Origin of the sequence: Jiella pacifica (assembly GCF_010500815.1) — a bacterium.
Lineage (GTDB): Bacteria > Pseudomonadota > Alphaproteobacteria > Rhizobiales > Rhizobiaceae > Jiella > Jiella pacifica.
In genome coordinates this window covers 421,154-439,931 of sequence record NZ_JAAAMG010000001.1, presented here as the reverse complement: position 1 = coordinate 439,931, position 18,778 = coordinate 421,154, and the positions used below count along the sequence as shown (strand labels likewise).

The following is an 18,778-nucleotide window of genomic DNA, read 5'->3' as shown; positions in this document are numbered from 1 at the left end:
GCAGTGGCATGCAAATCCGTATCTCAGTTGAGACGGATGATCGTCTGAGACGGATGATCGTCGGTTGGCGCAATGCGGGCGGGGCCGCGATTAGGCGGCCGATGACAAAGGCTTGGCCCGCTCGATCCTGGCCCGCTGCTCTGGCGAGTCCATGGCCTGCCACAGGTCGTTTCGGCGCTGGACGTTGAGCCAGAAATCCGGTGTGTTGCCGAAGACGCGGGCGAGAATGAGCGCCGTGGCTGCAGTCACTGTGCGCCGATCGTTGCAGAGCTCGTTCACATGCTTGCGCGGAACGCCCATCGCCTCGGCCAGGGCCGCTTGGGTGAGGCCCAAAGGCTGCATGAATTCCTCGGTCAAAATCTTGCCGACCGTCGCCGGCTTGCGCTTTGTCGTCAGCACCTGACACCTCATCGGTAGGAGTGATCGTCCAGATAAAGATCCGAAGCCTCACCCGAAGCTTCATCCCAGCGGAATACGATCCGCCACCGTTTGTTGACCCGAATCGAGTGGAGGCCCTCCAGCCGGCCGCGCAGCTTTTCGAAATGATTGCTCGGCGGAGAACGAAGATCTCTCTCACTCGTCGCATCGTCGATCATCTGCAGCTTCCGGAAAAGACGATCCTCGATATTGGCGGGAATTTGCTTCGAGTGGAGATCCTCTACGAAAAATGCGCGTAGCCAACCGTTCTTGTCTTGAAGCCGATGATCAAATGCGCCCCCGATCGGAACTATTGTACCGCTCATTGGTACGCTAGTAAAACCCGACATGTGCGCAGCATTCGAATTGCGCCGGTCGGCCCGAGACGCTACATATCCTGGCAGGGTTCGAGGCACCCGCCGTCCGCAGCCGCAAGGCCATGGTGAAGCTTCCGGAACGACACGGTCGAACGCTCGAAACGGGCATCGCTGGCCGGTGGCAATGCGGACTCCCGCCCTTGGCCGTCATGCGATGCCGGAAAGAGCTTTCGCCATGACGACATCCTATACCCCACTCCCCTCCCTGCCCGTCCTGAAGGATCAGGCACGGCGCCTGCGCGTTTCGCTGGAGGCCGCCGGCCAACCGGTCTCCCATTGCCGGGCGCTGGAACTCGTGGCCCACCAGCACGGCTTTCGCGACTGGAACACCCTGCATGCCCGGCTCGGCAACCGGCCTCGGCTGTCGCCCTACACGATCGGCGCGAGGGTCGCCGGCTCCTATCTCGGCCAGCGCTTTTCCGGCGAGGTGATCTCGGCGGGCGTCTTCGAAAGCGATCCGACGCGCATCCGGCTGACGCTGAAATTCGACGAACCGGTCGACGTCGTCACCTTCGACAGCTTCTCGGCGTTTCGGCACCGGGTGAACTGCGTCGTCGACGACACCGGCCGCAGCCGCGAAAAGACCTCGGACGGGCGGCCGCATGTCGAACTCGCCTGGTAGTATCCCGTCCGCGGCATGACCGACATTGACCCGGCGGGGGCGAGGAGCTACCCGCCGGCCATGCACTTCCCCGCCCCGCTGATTCCCGGACGCCTGATCCAGCGCTACAAGCGCTTCCTCGCCGACGTCACCATCGACGGCGAGGACACGCCCGTCACCGTCCATTGCCCCAATCCGGGCGCGATGATGGGGCTGAAGGCGCCGGGCTCGCGGGTCTTCCTGTCGCGATCGGCCAACGCCAAGCGGAAACTGCCGCTGACGCTGGAGATCGTCGAGGCGGACGCCACGCTGGTCGGCATCAACACCGCCCTGCCCAACCGGCTGGCCGAAGAAGCGATCACCGCCGGGCTCGTCCCCGCCCTTGCCGGCCTCGGGCCGGCACGGCGCGAGGTGCGCTATCAGGCGAATTCGCGTGTCGACCTTCTCTACGAAGACATCGACGGGCGGCCGGTCTATGTCGAGGTCAAGAACGTCCATCTGATGCGCCGGACCGGGCTGGCAGAATTTCCCGACTGCGTGACGACGCGGGGCGCGAAGCATCTTCTCGATCTCGCCGCCGAGGTTCGGGCCGGCGGCCGCGCGGTGATGCTCTATGTCGTGCAGCGAGCGGACTGCGACCGCGTTGCCTTTGCCGCCGATCTCGACCCGGTCTATGCAGCCGGCTTCGCGGAAGCACTGCGCCATGGGGTTGAAGCCTACGCCGTTCGGTGCGACATCACGCTGATGGGGATAACTCCCAACCGCACAATTCCGATCGTCGAGCGACCATGACAACCTATCTCGAGGCAGAGGCGAACCCGATCCGCAACACCGGGGCCATCCGCCTCTACGGGCCCGAAGCCTTCGAGGGCATGCGCCGTGCCTGTCAGCTCACGGCCCGCTGCCTCGACGGTCTCGCGGAAATCGTCGCTCCGGGCGTGACGACCCAGGCGATCGACGAATTCGTCTATGATTTCGCCCTCGCCAACGACGCCGTCCCCGCGACGATGAACTATCGCGGCTATACCAAGAGCGTCTGCACCTCGATCAACCACGTCGTCTGCCACGGCATCCCGAACGACAAACCCCTCAAAGAGGGCGACATCGTCAATATCGACGTGACGCTGGTCATCGACGGTTGGCACGGCGATTCCTCGCGCATGTATCCGGTCGGCAAGCTGAAGCGCGCCGCCGAGCGGCTCTGCGAGGTGACCTATCGCGCGCTGCTTCTGGGCATCGAGGCGGTCAAACCCGGCGGCCATATCGGCAATATCGGCGAAGCCATTCAGACCTATGCCGAAAGCGAACGCTGCTCGGTGGTGCGTGACTTCTGCGGCCACGGCGTCGGCAAGCTGTTCCACGACGCGCCCAACATCCTGCACTACGGCCGCCGGGGCGAAGGTCCCGAGATGAAGCGCGGGATGATCTTCACCATCGAGCCGATGATCAATCTCGGCCGCCCGCATGTGAAGATCCTCAACGACGGCTGGACGGCGGTGACCCGCGACCGGACGCTGTCCGCCCAATACGAGCACACGCTCGGCGTCACCGAGGACGGCTGCGAGGTCTTCACCTATTCGCCCGGCGGGCTGGACACGCCGGGCATCGACTTCAAGCGCGAACGCGACACGGCTGAATAGGCCCGGCGGTGGCACCGTCTGGCGACTGGAGCGACGAGGAAGGCCCCGGCGGTGCAGGCCAGGACGGCCTGCCCGGCCTCGACGAGCGCCCCGGCGGACCGCCGCGGATGGCCCCTCCCGGCCACGCGGAAAAGGCCCCACGCCACCACGACGGTCATCGCGACAGGCTGCGCGAGCGATTTTCGACCGCCGGCGAAGAGGCCCTCGCCGACTACGAACTGCTCGAACTCATTCTCTTCCGAACGATCCCGCGCAAGGACGTGAAGCCGATCGCCAAGGCGCTCCTGGCGCGTTTCGGCTCGCTCGCCGAGGTGCTCGGTGCGCCGCAGAGGCGGCTGACGGAAGTCGCCGGGGTCAAGGACGCCGTCGCCCTCGACCTGAAGATCGTCGCCGCCCTCAACCGCCGGGCGATGCGCTCGGCCGTGCGCCAACGCGAGGTGCTCTCCTCCTGGACGGCGGTGCTCGACTATTGCACGGCAGCGATGGCCCACGAGGCGCGCGAACAGTTCCGCATCCTGTTCCTCGACAAGAAGAACGCCCTCATCGCCGACGAGGTACAGGGCACCGGCACGGTCGACCACACGCCGGTCTATCCGCGCGAGGTGGTCCGCCGGGCCCTGGAACTGAACGCCACCGCGATCATCCTCGTCCACAACCATCCTTCGGGAGATCCGACGCCGTCACGCGCCGACGTCGAGATGACCCGGACGATCATCGACACGGCAAAACCGCTCGGCATCGCGGTCCACGACCACATCATCATCGGCAAGAACGGCCATGCCAGCCTGAAGGGGCTCAGGCTGATCTGAGGGAGCGATCGCGAGACTGGTGCCGAAGGAGGCCAAGGCGTCGTGGTTGACGATCAGCCCGTCCTTTTCGGTCCTGCCGCAGGCGGCGGCCATCTCGACGAGGCGGCTGCCAGCCATCGGCGCCGCCATGCCGGCCGCTTTCGGCCGCCTGTCGCGCTCCCAAGCGTCTAGGGGCTGGTGACGGCCTGGCCGGGCTCCACGGGCGTCAGATAAGGGGCGAGATGATCGGGCTCGGGCAGGACGGAGACGATCTTCAACTGGGCGATCATTCGTTCGCGCGATTTCGCCAGATGACTCTTCAGCATTTCGGCCGCGCCATGGATCGCCCCGACCCTCAGGAGCTCGACGACCATGCGCAGCTCCCGGATCGAATGGCGATCACCCGAAAGCCCGACGCTGAACAGCACCTGCTGGGAGGCGCTGATCATGCGGAAGTTGCGCGAGACGAGGGCCCGCAATTCGACGTTGGGTGTGGAGAGGATGGCAAGATCGACGAAAGCGTTGACCAGCTCGAACCATTCCTCGGCATTGACGAGCCTCTTGCCGTTTTCGGTCCGCTCCATCTTTCGTTGAAGCTGGTCCAGAGCGGAGACGTCGATACGGGCCGCGGCTGAGCGGAGCGCCGCGACTTCGAGAATGCCGCGCAGCTCGTATTTGTCCTTGATCGAACGGGCGGTCAGCAAGGCGCTGACCCATCGCGACGTCGACGTTTTCCAGACAAGGCCGCGCTCTTGAAGCCGGCCCAGAATGTCGCGCGCGACCGTGCGGCTGACATCGAAGTGGTCGGCAAGATCGGTCTCCGTCATCCGATACTGGCCGAAAACGAGACAGGCCAGGATATCGCGCTCCACCGTGTCCTGGATGCGCTGCGAGCCGGGCCGCGCCTTGGCGCCGACTTCGGCGCCGGTCAATTCGAGTTCCGGCAGATCCTCGCGGATCGGACTGACGGTATCGTCGGGCGTGCCGACAAGAAAACCGCGACCGTCGAACCGGTGGATCAGGGACTCGTCCTCGAGGAGCTGCAAGGCGCGCTTGACGGAGGTTCGACTGATATGAAGCCTGTCCGAGATCGGCCCCTCCAGAAGGACGAGCCCGGGCTTGAGAAGGCCTGTCTGGATACTGTGCCTGAGCGTGGTCGCCGCCGCTTGGAAAAGCGGCTCCCGCATCGCCGAAGATTGATCGGTCATCGCATTCCTATCCGCCGAGCCTCGCCAGTCTGTGACCTGAAACGATTTTCAGGACAACCCTGATGAGCTCTTATGCTGATTTTCTGCATGCTAAGATCATTTTTTACGCGCACCTTGCACCGTTTTTAGGCGCGCACGAGATCCCTCACTATCCGGTGCGCTTTCGTTGATTGCGTCCCGAAAAGGTCGCCAATAGCGGATATTCAGCCGCTAACTTCCTTGGTTCATGCGCACAATCCGCAGTCAACGCCCTCATCTCGCCGTCGCCGAAATTGTGACGGATCGGGCTTGTCATCGCAATATGAATCGTGTTTGTGTACATAATCATTTTTTGGAGGACGCGTTGCTCACTCTGAAGTCGGTCTCGCGACATTACGGTCAGGCATCGGCCATCGACGGGCTCGATCTGGTCGTGCCGGATGACAGTTACGTCTCGCTTCTGGGTGCGAGCGGAAGCGGAAAGACGACGCTTCTGCGCATCATTGCAGGCTTCGAAGAGCCTGATAACGGAACGATCTCCCTGCGCGGCGCGCGGCTCGACGGCGTCCCGCCGCACAAGCGCGGCGTCGGTTTCGTCTTCCAGAATTTCGCTCTCTTTCCGCACCTCTCCGTCGAGGACAACGTCGCCTTCGGCCTGCGCTATCGCGAGGAGCGGCCGGTCCGCGACAAGGCCGAAGTGCGCGAGCGCGTCCAGACGATCCTCGGTCTCGTCGGCCTCGAGGGGCTCGGGCGGCGCGCGGTGGGAGCGATCTCGGGCGGGCAGAAGCAACGCGTCGCACTGGCCCGCACGCTGATCGCCGAGCCCAAGATCGTGCTCCTCGACGAGCCGCTCGGCGCCCTGGACGCCAATCTGCGCGAGCGCATGTGCGACGAGCTCCGTGCGATCCGCCAACGGCTCGGCATCTCGTTCCTGCATGTAACCGGGAGCGAGACCGAAGCGCTTCTCATGGGCGATCAGGTCGCCGTCCTCGCCGATGGGGCGATCGCGCAGATCGCGCCCCCGGACGACCTCTTCCGCTCGCCGGCAAGCGCGACAGTCGCCCGGCACCTGAACGCCTTCAACATCATCTCCGGGACCGTCAGTGACGGCCGCCTGCGCTCGCCGGTCGGCGCGCTGGCGCTGCCGACGGGAACCGGCGCGCGCAATGGTCAGCCGATGTCCGTCGCGCTTCCCTATGACGGCATCGCCGTGAAGCCGCGCAGGGACGAGGCGAGCGACGGGATTTCGGCGCGTTTCGTAACGGCCGAATTCAAGGGGCCGTCCATGCTCTCCTTCTTCCGCGCCGCAGACGGTTCGCTGATCCAGTCGCTGGTTCATCTGAGCGAGCCCCGCCCGCCACGCTACGAGCCCGATCAGGTCTACGCGCTCGATTTCGACCCCGAGCTTCTCATCGCCTTTCCCGAAAGAGCCTATTGATGGATCTTGCCAACCAGTCCAACGGCGCTGCGATCAAGCGAGAAGACGCGCTCAGCCCCGCGAGGAAGCGAGCCAGGCGCGACGAAATTCAGGCGCTGAAGCTCGCCGCGCCAGGCATCGTTTGGATGACGCTGTTCATGGTCCTGCCGATGATCATGGTCGTCTATGTCTCGTTCTGGACGCAGACCACCTTCGCCATCGAGCCGACGCTGACCGTCGACAGTTGGGTCCGGTTCCTGACCAGCCCGACCTATCTGGATTCGATCGTCACGACCTTGTTCATCTGGATCGTCGTGCTCGCCGCAACCCTGGTGATCGGCTATCCGGTCGCGCTCCTCATCGGGCTGATGATCCGGAACGTGACCTTGCAGACGGCGCTGCTCGTCGTCTGCATCATCCCGTTCTGGACGTCCTTCCTCATCCGCGTCATCGCCTGGCGGCCGACGTTGGGAACCGAGGGCGCGATCAACTCGATCCTGATCAATCTCGGCCTGATCGAAACGCCGTTCACCTCCCTGCTCTTCTCGGAGCTCGCGGTCATCATCGGCATGGCGCAGATCTACTGCGTCTTCATGGTCGGTCCCATCACCTTCATGCTGGCGCGCATCGATCACTCGATCATCGAGGCGGCGCGGGATCTGGGTGCCGGGTTCGGCAAGATCTTCTGGCGGATCATCCTGCCTTTGTCGCTGCCCGGCGTCGTCGTCGGCGCGGTCTTCGTCTCGGTCATGGTGCTGGGTGAGTTCGCCACCGCCGCCGCCCTGTCCGGCCGCAAGGTGAACATGCTCGGCAACATCATCGTCAGCCAGGTCGGCTCGCTGAAATGGGCCTTCGCATCGGTCGCCGGCGTGATCCTCACCATCATCATCGCCATCGTCATCACCACGCTCCTGCGTATCGTGAACATCCGAAAGGAGATGTGAGCCATGGAGTCGCGTCTTCTGAAGCCCGCCCTTGCGGTCTATCTCGGCCTTTTCCTCCTCTTTCTCTACGGGCCGATGATCGTCATGGCGATCCTGTCCTTCCAGGGACCGACGGGTGGACCGCAATTCCCGATCGTCGAATGGTCGACCTACTGGTATCAGCATCTCTTCGGCCAGATCTCGGGCTCGCGCGTCTCCCAGCTTCCGGTGGGCGAAAGCCTGATCCGCTCGCTCGTTCTGGCGGTGATGACGACGATCGTGTCCACGGTTCTCGGCGTGATGGCCGCCCAGGCGTTCCGCACGCGCTTCGCCGGGTCCGGGCCGATCTTCTATCTCTTCGTTCTCGGCATGATCGTGCCCGGCGTTCTGGTCGGCCTCGGCATGGCACTTCTGTCCAACATGCTCGGCATCGATCGGGCGTGGTGGAGCACGTCCTTCGTCCTCCACGTGGTCTACACCTTCCCCTTCGCCTTCCTCGTCATGCTGGCGATCTTCAATCGCTTTGACCGGTCGGTCGAAGAAGCCTCGCTCTCGCTCGGCGTCTCGCCGGCCGAAACCTTTCGCCGCGTGACCTTCCCGATGATCTTCCCCGGTGTCCTGTCGGCGATGCTGTTCTCGTTCACGCTGTCATATGACGAGTTCTCCCGCACGCTCTTCACGTCCGGCCCGCGGCTTACCCTGCCCTTGTCGATCTACGGCACCTTCTCGGTGGAGATCTATCCGAACGTCTTCGCCTTCGGGGTTCTGACGACCGTGTTCTCCTTCACCCTTCTGGCGATCTACGGCCTCCTGATGATGCGCTCCGTCGCCCGCAACAATCAGCAATACAAGGGGCAGGAAACATGAGCGGCGGCATGGGACCCAGGACAGCTTTCGTTACCGGAGCAGGCTCCGGTATCGGCAAGGCCATCGCGATGCGTCTGGCCGCTGACGGCTACCGCGTCGCCGTCAACGATCTCTCGAGACCAGCTTGCGACGCCGTCGTCGATGCCATTCTCGCAAGGGGCGGCAAGGCTGTTGCCTGTCCCGGAGACGTGTCGGATCAAGCGGAAGTCGCCGCGATGACGGCGCGGGCCGTCGAGACGTTCGGCCCGATCCGCCTCCTCGTGAACAATGCCGGTCATGGGCATCAGGCTCCCTTCACCGAGATCCCGCTCGCCGAGTTCGAGCGCATGTTCGCGGTGCACGTGCGCGGCACCTTCCTGACCATGCAGGCCGTCCTTCCCTCGATGCTCGAGGCCGGCGCCGGTGTGATCGTCAACGTCGCCTCTCAGCTCGGCCAGATCGGCGGAGCCGAACTCGTCCATTATTCCGGCGCCAAGGGGGCGATCATCGCCATGACCAAGTCGCTGGCCCGCGAGGTGAGCAAGAAAGGCGTGCGCGTCAACGCCATCGCCCCCGGCCCGATCAACACGCCCCTCGTCGAAGCGCTTTCCGATGACTGGAAGAGCGCCAAGGCTGCTGAGCTGCCGCTCGGTCGCTTCGGCGAGACCGACGAGGTCGCGGGTTGCGTGGCCTTTCTTGCCTCGCCCGACGGCGCGCTCTTCGTCGGCCAGACGCTGGGGCCCAATTCCGGGGATGTGATGCTTTGACGAACGGAAAGATCCCGATGAACGAGAATGCAAAGTCCCGACGCGTCGTCCTGGTGACCGGAGGCGGCATCGGCATCGGCCGCGCCGCATGCGAGACCTTCGCCGCGGCGGGCGATCATGTGGTCGTCACCGACATTCTGGAGGACGAGGGCCGGCAGACCGTGGAGGCGATTTCGGCTGCCGGCGGCTCGGCCGAATTCATCCGCCTCGACGTGCGCTCGACGCCGGAGGCCGATGCCCTCGTCGCCGACATCCTCGATCGCAAGGGGCGCCTCGATGTGATCGTCGCCAATGCCGGGATCGCACATCGCGTTCCGCTCGACGGCCTGACGGACGAAAAGTGGGACGAGACCTTCGATATCGACCTTAAGGGCATGCTCCGCGTCATCCGTCCTGCGCTGCCGGCCATGCGTCGGCAGGGTTCGGGCTCGATCGTCTGCCTCTCCTCGATCATGGGCGTCGCCTATGGCTGGGACGAGCACGTCCATTATTCGTCCGCGAAAGCGGGCGTCGTCGGCCTCGTACGTGGCCTGGCCGTGGAGCTGGCGGGAGATGGCATTCGCGTGAACGGCGTTGCTCCCGGCTACATCCGCACGGCTCAGCTTCTCTCAAGAGAAAACTCTCTCGGGCCCGAAGGGGCGGAGCAGGCCGCCGCCCACATCCCGATGAAGCGCCTCGGCGAGCCTGAAGATATCGCGGACGTCATCCAGTTCCTGGCTTCGCCCGCTGCACGCTACCTGACCGGTCAGGTGCTGGCGGTCGACGGAGGCCTTCTCGTGGGCCGGTACTGAACTCCATCCAACCTCGGAACGAAGGAAACACATCATGGTACAAAACAGCAGGTTTTCCAGACGAGCCCTTCTGAAGGGAGGAGCCGGTGCCGCGGCCTTCGCAATGGGTGGCATGTCGCCCTGGCTGCGCTCGCAGGCCGCTTTTGCCCAGGAGCTCGCCGATCAACAGTTGCGCACGACGGGTCTGTCGACCACGGTCCAGGATCGCATCCTGGAGATGTTCAAGAAGGAATCAGGCGTCGGCTCGGTCTCCGGGACCGCCGCGACCTTCCCGGACAGCCAGACCCGGATTCTGTCCGGCTCGGGCGATTATGACTGCTGGGAGATCATCGCGGAGCGGCTGCCGGCGATCATCCAGACCAACAATGTGACACCGATCCCCACGTCGGAAATTCCGAACTGGGCCAATATCCGCGACACGTTCACGACCCCGAGCGACCAGTGGCCGCGCGAAGCTCAGATTACCGGGCAGATCTGGACGGGCGAGGACCAGACCGAGCTCTACATGGTGCCCGCAGTCTACAATTATGACTCGATCGGCTATAATCCCGACGTTCTGTCGGCGGAAGAAGCCAACACCTGGACGGCCTTGTTCGACGACAAGTGGCGCGGCAAGTCCGGCTTGAACGTCGATCCGCTGATCGCGATCGGTCAGGCGATCCTGGCCCTCAATTCGCTCGGCGAACTCGAAGCCAAGAACCCGGGAAGTCCGACCACCGAAGAGATCGACGAGGCGACGAAGTTCCTGATCTCCAAGAAGAAGAACGGTCAGTTCAGAGCTCTCTGGGGCGACTTCGGCGAGCTGGTCAACCTGATGGCGTCCGGCGAGATGGTCGTCTCCGACGCCTGGCAGCCCGCCGTCATGGCGGTCAAGGCCCAGGGGCGCCCGGCCCAGTACGCGGTGCCGAAGGAAGGCTACCGCGCATGGGCCATCGGGCCTTCGCTTCTCGCCAATTCTCCCAACGCGGCAGCGGTCAAGGCCTATGCCAATTTCTGGCTCTCCGGCCCGCCGGCGATCGCGGTCACCGAGCAGGGCTATTACTCGCCGAGCACGAATATCAAGGAGGCGATGGCGCCGGAGAAATACGCCTTCTGGTACGAGGGGCAGCCTTGGACCGGCGAACCCGAGCGCGGCATCAAGCCCGGTGATCTACGTGACGGCGGCTCCTTGTCCGAGCGCGCCTCCAACGTCGCCTACTGGCATCAGTGGCCGGCCGAGTACGATCACCTGATCCAGCGCTGGGACGAATTCCTCAACGCCTGACGTCGCGCGGCAGGGCCCGACAGGCGGGGTTGCGGTCGGACCGATCGCGACCCCGCGTAAGGCCTGCGAGCAGATAGAAATGGAAATCTGATGCACGATCTCGAACTGATCCGGGTCGGCAAGACCTATCCGGACGGAACCGTCGCCGTCAGCGAGTTCGACCTGCAGGTCTCCCCAGGCGAGTTCGTCGCCTTCGTCGGTCCATCCGGCTGCGGAAAATCCACGACTTTGCGCATGGTGGCGGGCTTCGAGGCGATCACCCATGGCGACATCATCATCAAGGGAAAGAACGTCTCGGCAATCCCGGCCGAGAAGCGCCCGACCTCGATGATCTTCCAGAACTACGCGTTGTTTCCGCATTTGAACGTGCGCGACAACATCGGCTTCGGTCTCGACGTCAAGGGCGTCGCGCGCAAGGAGCGCGATGCGAAGGTCGACCGTATCCTCGACATGTTCGACCTGTCGCAATTTGCCGATCGAAAGGCCGACCGCCTGTCCGGTGGCCAGCGCCAGCGCATCGCCCTGGCGAGAGGTCTCGTCGTCGAACCGCAGATCCTGCTCCTCGACGAGCCGCTCGGCGCCCTCGACGCCAATCTGCGGCGGGTCATTCAGAACGAACTGAAGCTCTTGCAGCGCGAGCTGGGCATAACCTTCGTCTTCGTCACCCACGCCCAGGACGAGGCACTGGGGCTGTCGGACCGGGTGATCGTGATGAACAACGGTCAGGTCGAGCAGATCGGCAGGCCCGAGGAAATCTACGGCTCACCCATGACCGAATTCGTCGCCCGCTTCATCGGCGCCAACGCCATCTTCGAGGGCCGCGATCTCAGGCAGGACGCGGCCGGACATTCGATTCTGACCGCTCACGGCCGGATCACGGGGCATGCGTCCTCGGATCTACGCGGGACCAGCGCCATCATTGCCGCGGTTCCGGCCGAAGCCATTCGTATCGGGGCGAGGACCGGCGATCAAAGCGTGCCCAACCGTCTCCACGGAACGATCGACACGAAACACAGGATCGGCAGCATCTGCCGCTTCAAGGTCTCGCTTTCGAACGGTCAGGCCATCGACGTTGAGACCGCCAGCCGTGATCGGCATGTGATGGCGCTGGCGGCCGGCGATCACGTCGACCTCGACTGCCCGCCCGAGCGCGTTTCACTACTCCCGACCCATTCCTAATTCCAATCGCATGACATCAATGGAGGACCTTCAATGGCCAAGGAAATTCTCGTGGGCTTCGGCATCGACGTCGATGCCGTCGCAGGCTGGCTCGGATCTTACGGCGGCGAGGACTCGCCGGACGACATTTCGCGCGGTCTTTTCGCCGGCGAGGTCGGCACCCCTCGCCTTCTCAAGCTGTTCGAACGCGAGGACATTCGCACGAGCTGGTTCATCCCCGGCCATTCGGTCGAGACCTTTCCCGATCAGATGAGGGCCGTCGTCGATGGCGGCCATGAAGTCGGCATTCATGGCTACAGCCACGAAAACCCGATCGCGATGAGCGAGGAGCAGGAAGAGGCGGTCCTGCACAAGTCCCTCGAGCTGATCACCAAGCTCGCCGGCAAGGCGCCCACCGGCTACGTCGCCCCGTGGTGGGAGTTCTCCAACATCACCAACGAGATCCTGCTGAAGAACGGGATCAAGTACGACCACTCCCTGATGCACAACGACTTCACGCCCTATTATGTGCGCGTCGGCGATACATGGACGAAGATCGACTACGAGAAGAAGGCCGAGGATTGGATGAAGCCGCTCGTGCGCGGCGAGGAAACCGATCTCATCGAGATTCCGGCAAACTGGTATCTCGACGATCTGCCGCCGATGATGTTCATCAAGGGGATGCCGAACTCGCACGGCTTCGTCAATCCGCGGCAAATCGAGGAGATGTGGCGAGACCAGTTCGACTGGGTCCATCGCGAGATGGACTACGCGGTGTTCCCGATTACAATCCATCCGGATGTGTCCGGGCGGCCGCAGGTGCTTCTGATGCTGGAACGCCTGATCAAGCACATCAAATCCCACGAGGGCGTCAAGTTCGTCACGATGGACGAGATGGCCGACGATTTTGCCAAGCGCTTCCCGCGGAAATAGGCTTCTCGTCGCGGAACGATAACAACGAAGCGAGCCGGAAACGGCACGCTTCTTCCAGTCATTGATCGTCGGAGCTGGTCTCCGGCCTTTCGATTTGAAGCGAGCCGGCCCATGTGTTCACTCTGCGGCATCCTGGGATGCGACGACCACTGGTCCAGCGCCATTGCCCGCCCCGACGTCTATACCCGCAACACCGATCGGGTCTCGCGACGCCGGGAGGCGGCGAGGCGCAGGAAGATCGCCAATGCGATCCTCGCCGTTCGCCGTCTCAAGCTGAGCGCTCCAACGGGTACCTCCTATGTCCTGACCAATGCGACGGGCCGTTCGCAGGTCTTCGAGGCCCTCGCCCATCTGTGGCCGGAAGCCGACCGGATGAGTTCGGCCGGTTTCGACCCGCTGGACGAGGACTTTCTGACCGCCCTGGAGCGCGCCTCGTGAACGGCGACGCCATCGATTCCGCCGAGGCCCGCCAGGGCCCGACCCCCGTCAATCTCCTGACCGGCTTTCTGGGCTCGGGTAAGACGACGCTGCTGCAACGCCTTCTGACGGACGCGTCCATGGCGAACGCCGCCGTCCTGATCAACGAATTCGGCGAGGTCGGCCTCGACCACCACCTCCTGGAGCGGATCGACGACAATGTCGTCCTTCTGAAATCGGGCTGCGTCTGCTGCACCGTGCGCGGCGAACTCGCTGATGCCCTGCAGTCTCTCCACGCGCAGCGAGCGCGGGGCGAAATTCCGTTCTTCGACCGTGTCGTCATCGAGAGCACGGGCCTTGCGGACCCCTACCCTGCCCTGTCGACTCTTCGCGCCCATCCGGTCCTGAAAAGCCAGTTTTGCGTCGGCAAGGTGATCACGACGGTCGACGCGGTGAATGGCCTGAGCGCCGTCGCGCACCGGCTGGAAGCCGTTCGACAGATTGCCGCGGCCGATATCATCGCCGTGACGAAGACCGATCTGTGCGACGAACGAACCACGATGGCGGTCAACATGCGGCTCGGCGAACTGAACCCCACCGCCGCGATCATCACCGCCACGGACGCGACGCTGCTAAGCCGGCTGACCACACGGTCGGCCCTGAGCGTGGATGCCCACGACTGGACGGCCGAGGTCCCGCCGACGCGCGACGAGGCGGCAACTTCTCATGACGCCTCTCATCACGGCCACCATCACCATCATCACCATGACGAAGACGAGGCCCATGCCGTGCGGTCGTTTTCCATGGTCTTCGAGGACGATGTGGACTGGACCGGGTTCGGGATCTGGCTGACCATGCTTCTCAACCGACACGGCGACCGCATCTTTCGGGTGAAGGGCATCCTGAACGTCGCCGGCGAGGCCAATCCCGTGGCGATTCACGCCGTCCAGCGCCTCGTCCACCCGCCGGTCCACATGAAACGCTGGCCGGACGAGCGGCGCCACTCCCGTATCGTCTTCATCGCCGAGGGCATCGATCCGCAGCGCATTCGCAGGTCGTTCGAGGTATTCAGTCGGCTGGCCGCGCGTGTCATGGCCGACGATCCGGCGGTTGGCGCCGTCAGGCCTTTTAAGGCCGAAGCATGGGCAAGCACTTGATGCACACTGCTTCGCAAGTGCCGGGATCCCGGGCCGAGGATGACCCCTTGCGCATCCTTTGCACCGAGATCACGCCTTATCGGCAGTTGCAGGCCCGGGCGCAGGCGGAACTGGGCTTCGAGCTGTCATTCATCCAGCGGGATTTCCAGACGACCCAGCGCATCGCCGCGACCGAGCCGGATTCCTACGATATCTACGACCAGTGCTTCCATAATCTCGATATCGTCTGGCACTGGCGCGCGGTTCAGGCGATCGACATCGAGCGGATCGACCTGTGGTCCGAGATCAACGGCCTGACCAAGCATGGGAGGATCGATCTCACGGCGGCCGTCGCCGTCGGCGACGCGCCCGTGTCCCGGCTCTACGTCCAGGACGATCAATCCTTGTCCTCGATGCCGACGGGAAAGATCTCCATGCTTCCCACGGCCCACAATTTCGACTCCTTCGGCATCAACGAGACCGCCTCCGGCATCGACGTGGATGCCGATGTCCATTCCTGGTCGGAGCTTTTGAACCCGCGATGGTTCGGCCGTGTCGCGATCGTCGACGAGCCGGCCATCGGCGTCTTCGACATCGCTCTCGCGGCGCGCTCCGCCGGCAGGATCGAATTCGACGATATCGGCAATATGAGCGTCGAGGAAATCGACGCGCTGATCGATTTCGCCACCGAGCTGCGAGACAGCGGCCATCTTGCGACCTTCTGGCGCACGACCGAAGAGGCGACCGCGCTGATGGAAAGCGGCGAGACGTGGATCAGCTCCATGTGGTCCCCGTCCGTCGTGGCTTTGAAAAGCCGGCAGCGGACCATTCGTCAGGCCGTCCCGGCGGAAGGCTATCGGGCCTGGCACGGCGGCCTCTGCCTGGCTCACCATCTGCGCGGACACCGCCTCGATCGTGCCTATGCCTATCTCAACTGGTTCATTTCCGGCTGGCCGGGTTCGATCCTCGCGCGGCAGGGCTACTACATGTCGGTCGACGGCCGGGTGCGCGAATTCCTCGACGAGGATGAATGGAACTACTGGTACAACGGGCAGCCGGCGGCCCGTCCGCTGCCCGATCCGAGCGGGAGGCCGGCGATCCGCGAGGGCGCGATCCGCTCCGGCGGACAGTATTGGAAACGGGCGTCCCACATCGCTCTGTGGAACAGCACCATGGACGAACACAACTATCTCGTGCGCCGCTGGAACCACTTCATCTCGCGATCGCATTCGCTCCCGCAACGTCGAAGAATGGGCTGACATGGCGAAGATTATCCTGTTCGCGACCGGCGGCACGATCGCGTCGACCCGCACGGCGGACGGCAGCAGCGTTTCGGCGTCGGTCTCCGGGGCGGCCCTGAAGGACAAGCTTCGTACCCCGCTCGACGGCATCGAGGTCGAGGTCGTGGAGTTCTCGACGGTCGGCAGCTTCGGTATCGATCTGCCGCTCGCCTTTTCCCTCTCGACGCGTATCAACGCGGCCCTCGAGAACGTCGATCGCGATGGTGTGGTGGTGACCCATGGAACCGACACCATGGAGGAAAGCTGCTACCTCGCCCACCTCCTCCGCCAGAGCGAAAAGCCGATCGTCTTTACCGGCGCCCAGCGCCATGCAGGCGATATCGACTCCGACGGACCGCGCAATCTCGGCGATGCGATCATGGTCGCGGCCTCGCCGAAAGCGCGGGGTCTCGGGGCCATGATCGTCTTCGAGCAGGAGATTCATGCCGCGCGCGACGTCACGAAGATGCACACGTCACGCGTCGACACCTTCCGCTCCCCCGGTTTCGGGAAGATCGGGGACATCGACGGAATCGACATTCGCATCGCCCGGCTTCCGGCGCTCGAAGAGCCCCACCGCATCGGTCGGATCGAGAGCCGGGTGGAGCTTTTCAAGCTCACCATGGGCTGCTCGCCCTGGATACTGGACGCGGCAGCGGACCAGGGATCGCGCGGCATCGTGCTGGAAGCCTTCGGTCGGGGCAACGCGCCTCCAGCTTTTGTCGAGGCAATCTCACGCCTGACGCGGAGGGGCATTCCGGTGATCGTGTGTTCGCGCTGTGCAGAGGGGCTGACCCGCGCGGTCTATGGCGGCGGAGGCGGCGGTCACGACCTCGTGGAGGCTGGCGCCGTTCTCGCCGGCTCCCTGAGCGGCGTGAAGGCACGCCTGCTGCTCTCGGTGCTCCTCGCCGAGGGCCATGACCGCAGTGCCATCGCGAAACGGTGGGCCACTCTTGCATCATGAGGCAAAGGAGGCCTGTCGAAATTCGCGGGGTCCGCGTATCTGTTCAAACCCAGGGGCAGCGGACGAGGCGGCGGCATGAGCGACACGAAACAGGGCTTGAACAAGGGGCTGACCAGCTATGGCGACGAGGGCTTTTCGCTGTTCCTGCGAAAGGCCTTCATCAAGGGCATGGGGTATTCCGACGATGCCCTCGACCGGCCGATCATTGGCATCGTCGATACCGGCAGCGGCTTCAACGCCTGCCACGCCAACGTGCCGGATCTGATCGAGGCGGCGAAACGCGGCGTCCTTTTGGCGGGCGCGCTGCCGGTTCCCTTTCCGACCATCTCGATCCACGAATCCTTCGCCCATCCGACGTCGATGTATCTGCGCAACCTGATGTCGATCGACACCGAGGAGATGATCCGCGCCCAACCCATGGACGCCGTCGTCCTGATCGGCGGCTGCGACAAGACGGTGCCGGCCCAGTCGATGGGCGCCGCGAGCGCCGGGCTCCCGGCGATCCATCTGGTGACAGGGCCGATGTTGACGGGCTCGCATCGCGGCGAGCGGGTCGGCGCCTGCACCGATTGCCGGCGTTTCTGGGCGCGCTACCGCGCCGGCGAAGTCGATGAAGGCGAAATCGCGGAGGTGAACGAGCGGCTGGTGCCGGGCGCCGGCACCTGCGGCGTGATGGGCACGGCCTCGACGATGGCGTTGGTTGTCGAGGCGCTGGGCATGATGCTGCCCGGCGGCGCCACGGCGCCCGCCGTCTCGGCCGACCGCCGCCGCATCGCGGAGGCGACGGGGGCGCTGGCCGCAGAGATGGCCGCTGCCCGGCGTGTGCCGTCTCAGATCATGACGGCGAAGGCCTTCGAGAATGCGCTGACCGTCCTGTTGGCCATCGGCGGATCGACCAACGGCATCGTCCATCTCGCCGCCATGGCTGGACGGGTCGGTTTGAAGCTCGATCTCGACGCCTTCGACCGGATCGGGCGCAAGGTGCCGGTGCTGGTCGACCTGAAGCCCTCCGGCCGAAACTACATGGAGGACCTCCACGACGCCGGCGGCCTGCCGACGATCCTGCGCGAACTGCGCGATCATCTCCATCTCGGTTGCCTGACGGTGACGGGGCGCACCCTCGGCGAGGAAATCGACCGGGCCCCCGCCGGCTTCCCACAGGAGATCGTCGCGACGGTGGCAGATCCCGTCTATCCGCAGGGCGGGATGGCTGTCCTGCGTGGCAATCTTGCGCCGGACGGCGCGATCGTGAAGCAGTCGGCGGCGACGCCGGAACTGCTGCGGCATCGCGGCCGCGCCGTCGTCTTCTCGTCGGTCGAGGACATGGCGGCACGGGTCGACGATCCGAATCTCGACGTCCAAGCCGACGACGTCCTGGTGTTGCAGAATGCCGGGCCGAAGGGCGCACCGGGGATGCCGGAGGCCGGCTACATGCCGATCCCGCGCAAGCTCGCGCGCCAGGGCGTCAAGGATATGGTGCGGATCTCCGACGCAAGGATGAGCGGCACGGCATCGGGCACGATCGTCCTGCATGTCACGCCGGAAGCCGCCGCCGGCGGCCCGCTTGCACTGGTCCGCGACGGCGACATGATCGAGCTCGACGTCGACGGCCGCACACTCACTCTCGACGTCCCGCCGGTCGAGCTGGAGCGCCGGCGGAGCGAGACCCTCGTTCGGCACCACGAAGGCTCGGACCGCGGTTATCTGAAGCTTTTCCTCGACCACGTGCTCCAGGCGGACAGGGGTTGCGACTTCGACTTCCTGGTTCCGCCGGTGACGGGCACGGTGCCGGCCGGCGGTGAAACGGACGTCTGACGGAGCGGGCGCCGGCCTGCCGCTCACCGCGCAGATTGCCGGCTCGCGCTAGGGCCG

20 protein-coding genes are annotated in these 18,778 nt (G+C 64.5%); 17 read left to right on the top strand and 3 right to left on the bottom strand.

Going from position 1 to position 18,778, the window contains the following annotated elements; genetic code table 11:
* Nucleotides 1-90: 90 nt before the first annotated feature.
* A complete protein-coding gene (locus GTK09_RS02010) occupies nt 91-399 on the bottom strand; it encodes a HigA family addiction module antitoxin (RefSeq protein ID WP_163460790.1) in 309 nt (102 codons plus the stop codon).
* Nucleotides 400-407: 8 nt separating this feature from the next.
* Nucleotides 408-743: a type II toxin-antitoxin system RelE/ParE family toxin gene (locus tag GTK09_RS02005; protein ID WP_163460789.1), complete on the bottom strand. Its 336-nt coding sequence runs from the start codon at nt 741-743 to the stop codon at nt 408-410.
* A gap of 226 nt (nt 744-969) precedes the next feature.
* Here GTK09_RS02005 and GTK09_RS02000 point away from each other — a divergent pair, with 226 nt between their 5' ends.
* From GTK09_RS02000 to radC, 4 genes are all read left to right on the top strand, one after another.
* Nucleotides 970-1,416, top strand: a complete 447-nt coding sequence (locus GTK09_RS02000; protein ID WP_163460788.1) for a glyoxalase superfamily protein — start codon at nt 970-972, stop codon at nt 1,414-1,416.
* Between the two features lie 60 nt (nt 1,417-1,476).
* The gene (sfsA, locus tag GTK09_RS01995) at nt 1,477-2,187 is read left to right on the top strand and encodes a DNA/RNA nuclease SfsA (RefSeq protein WP_163460973.1); all 711 of its coding nucleotides are present in this window, start codon (nt 1,477-1,479) and stop codon (nt 2,185-2,187) included.
* Nucleotides 2,184-3,035: a type I methionyl aminopeptidase gene (map, locus tag GTK09_RS01990; RefSeq protein WP_163460787.1), complete on the top strand. Its 852-nt coding sequence runs from the start codon at nt 2,184-2,186 to the stop codon at nt 3,033-3,035. Before sfsA ends, map begins: the two co-directional genes overlap by 4 nt.
* A 107-nt stretch (nt 3,036-3,142) precedes the next feature.
* Nucleotides 3,143-3,844: a RadC family protein gene (gene radC / locus GTK09_RS01985; protein ID WP_163460972.1), complete on the top strand. Its 702-nt coding sequence runs from the start codon at nt 3,143-3,145 to the stop codon at nt 3,842-3,844.
* Between the two features lie 167 nt (nt 3,845-4,011).
* Here radC and GTK09_RS01980 read toward each other — a convergent pair whose 3' ends face one another.
* The gene (locus GTK09_RS01980) at nt 4,012-5,031 is read right to left on the bottom strand and encodes a GntR family transcriptional regulator (protein ID WP_163460786.1); all 1,020 of its coding nucleotides are present in this window, start codon (nt 5,029-5,031) and stop codon (nt 4,012-4,014) included.
* 343 nt (nt 5,032-5,374) lie between these two features.
* Between GTK09_RS01980 and GTK09_RS01975 the strand changes: the two genes are divergently transcribed.
* From GTK09_RS01975 to GTK09_RS01915, 13 genes are all read left to right on the top strand, one after another.
* Nucleotides 5,375-6,448, top strand: coding sequence for an ABC transporter ATP-binding protein (locus GTK09_RS01975; RefSeq protein WP_246217636.1), 1,074 nt, complete (start codon nt 5,375-5,377; stop codon nt 6,446-6,448).
* Nucleotides 6,448-7,371, top strand: coding sequence for an ABC transporter permease (locus GTK09_RS01970; RefSeq protein WP_163460784.1), 924 nt, complete (start codon nt 6,448-6,450; stop codon nt 7,369-7,371). The genes GTK09_RS01975 and GTK09_RS01970 overlap by 1 nt, the downstream gene beginning before the upstream one ends.
* A gap of 3 nt (nt 7,372-7,374) precedes the next feature.
* Complete coding sequence (locus GTK09_RS01965; RefSeq protein WP_163460783.1) at nt 7,375-8,217, top strand: ABC transporter permease; 843 nt, start codon at nt 7,375-7,377, stop codon at nt 8,215-8,217.
* Between the two features lie 8 nt (nt 8,218-8,225).
* The gene (locus GTK09_RS01960) at nt 8,226-8,963 is read left to right on the top strand and encodes an SDR family NAD(P)-dependent oxidoreductase (protein WP_163460782.1); all 738 of its coding nucleotides are present in this window, start codon (nt 8,226-8,228) and stop codon (nt 8,961-8,963) included.
* Nucleotides 8,964-8,980: 17 nt separating this feature from the next.
* Nucleotides 8,981-9,754, top strand: coding sequence for an SDR family NAD(P)-dependent oxidoreductase (locus GTK09_RS01955; RefSeq protein WP_163460781.1), 774 nt, complete (start codon nt 8,981-8,983; stop codon nt 9,752-9,754).
* Between the two features lie 34 nt (nt 9,755-9,788).
* Nucleotides 9,789-11,018 (top strand): ABC transporter substrate-binding protein, encoded by a 1,230-nt coding sequence (locus GTK09_RS01950; RefSeq protein WP_163460780.1) that lies wholly within the window; start codon nt 9,789-9,791, stop codon nt 11,016-11,018.
* 87 nt (nt 11,019-11,105) lie between these two features.
* The gene (locus tag GTK09_RS01945; RefSeq protein WP_163460971.1) at nt 11,106-12,197 is read left to right on the top strand and encodes an ABC transporter ATP-binding protein; all 1,092 of its coding nucleotides are present in this window, start codon (nt 11,106-11,108) and stop codon (nt 12,195-12,197) included.
* A gap of 33 nt (nt 12,198-12,230) precedes the next feature.
* Nucleotides 12,231-13,109, top strand: coding sequence for a polysaccharide deacetylase family protein (locus GTK09_RS01940; protein ID WP_163460779.1), 879 nt, complete (start codon nt 12,231-12,233; stop codon nt 13,107-13,109).
* A 111-nt stretch (nt 13,110-13,220) separates the two neighbouring features.
* Nucleotides 13,221-13,547, top strand: coding sequence for a hypothetical protein (locus GTK09_RS01935; RefSeq protein WP_163460778.1), 327 nt, complete (start codon nt 13,221-13,223; stop codon nt 13,545-13,547).
* Entirely contained in the window at nt 13,544-14,683 is a 1,140-nt protein-coding gene (locus tag GTK09_RS01930; RefSeq protein ID WP_312869554.1) for a CobW family GTP-binding protein, read from the top strand. The genes GTK09_RS01935 and GTK09_RS01930 overlap by 4 nt, the downstream gene beginning before the upstream one ends.
* Nucleotides 14,684-14,730: 47 nt before the next feature.
* The gene (locus GTK09_RS01925) at nt 14,731-15,921 is read left to right on the top strand and encodes an ABC transporter substrate-binding protein (RefSeq protein WP_246217634.1); all 1,191 of its coding nucleotides are present in this window, start codon (nt 14,731-14,733) and stop codon (nt 15,919-15,921) included.
* A 1-nt stretch (nt 15,922) separates the two neighbouring features.
* Nucleotides 15,923-16,906, top strand: coding sequence for an asparaginase (locus tag GTK09_RS01920; protein ID WP_163460777.1), 984 nt, complete (start codon nt 15,923-15,925; stop codon nt 16,904-16,906).
* A gap of 75 nt (nt 16,907-16,981) precedes the next feature.
* Complete coding sequence (locus tag GTK09_RS01915; RefSeq protein ID WP_163460776.1) at nt 16,982-18,721, top strand: IlvD/Edd family dehydratase; 1,740 nt, start codon at nt 16,982-16,984, stop codon at nt 18,719-18,721.
* Nucleotides 18,722-18,778 lie beyond the last annotated feature (57 nt).

Excerpts from the sequence above, each read along its gene's own strand:
- GTK09_RS02005 (WP_163460789.1), bottom strand. The coding sequence starts at position 743 with ATGAGCGGTACAATAGTTCCGATCGGGGGCGCATTTGATCATCGGCTT.
- GTK09_RS02000 (WP_163460788.1), top strand. The coding sequence starts at position 970 with ATGACGACATCCTATACCCCACTCCCCTCCCTGCCCGTCCTGAAGGAT.
- sfsA (WP_163460973.1), top strand. The coding sequence starts at position 1,477 with ATGCACTTCCCCGCCCCGCTGATTCCCGGACGCCTGATCCAGCGCTAC.
- map (WP_163460787.1), top strand. The coding sequence starts at position 2,184 with ATGACAACCTATCTCGAGGCAGAGGCGAACCCGATCCGCAACACCGGG.
- radC (WP_163460972.1), top strand. The coding sequence starts at position 3,143 with ATGGCCCCTCCCGGCCACGCGGAAAAGGCCCCACGCCACCACGACGGT.
- GTK09_RS01980 (WP_163460786.1), bottom strand. The coding sequence starts at position 5,031 with ATGACCGATCAATCTTCGGCGATGCGGGAGCCGCTTTTCCAAGCGGCG.
- GTK09_RS01970 (WP_163460784.1), top strand. The coding sequence starts at position 6,448 with ATGGATCTTGCCAACCAGTCCAACGGCGCTGCGATCAAGCGAGAAGAC.
- GTK09_RS01965 (WP_163460783.1), top strand. The coding sequence starts at position 7,375 with ATGGAGTCGCGTCTTCTGAAGCCCGCCCTTGCGGTCTATCTCGGCCTT.
- GTK09_RS01960 (WP_163460782.1), top strand. The coding sequence starts at position 8,226 with ATGGGACCCAGGACAGCTTTCGTTACCGGAGCAGGCTCCGGTATCGGC.
- GTK09_RS01955 (WP_163460781.1), top strand. The coding sequence starts at position 8,981 with ATGAACGAGAATGCAAAGTCCCGACGCGTCGTCCTGGTGACCGGAGGC.
- GTK09_RS01950 (WP_163460780.1), top strand. The coding sequence starts at position 9,789 with ATGGTACAAAACAGCAGGTTTTCCAGACGAGCCCTTCTGAAGGGAGGA.
- GTK09_RS01940 (WP_163460779.1), top strand. The coding sequence starts at position 12,231 with ATGGCCAAGGAAATTCTCGTGGGCTTCGGCATCGACGTCGATGCCGTC.
- GTK09_RS01935 (WP_163460778.1), top strand. The coding sequence starts at position 13,221 with ATGTGTTCACTCTGCGGCATCCTGGGATGCGACGACCACTGGTCCAGC.
- GTK09_RS01920 (WP_163460777.1), top strand. The coding sequence starts at position 15,923 with ATGGCGAAGATTATCCTGTTCGCGACCGGCGGCACGATCGCGTCGACC.
- GTK09_RS01915 (WP_163460776.1), top strand. The coding sequence starts at position 16,982 with ATGAGCGACACGAAACAGGGCTTGAACAAGGGGCTGACCAGCTATGGC.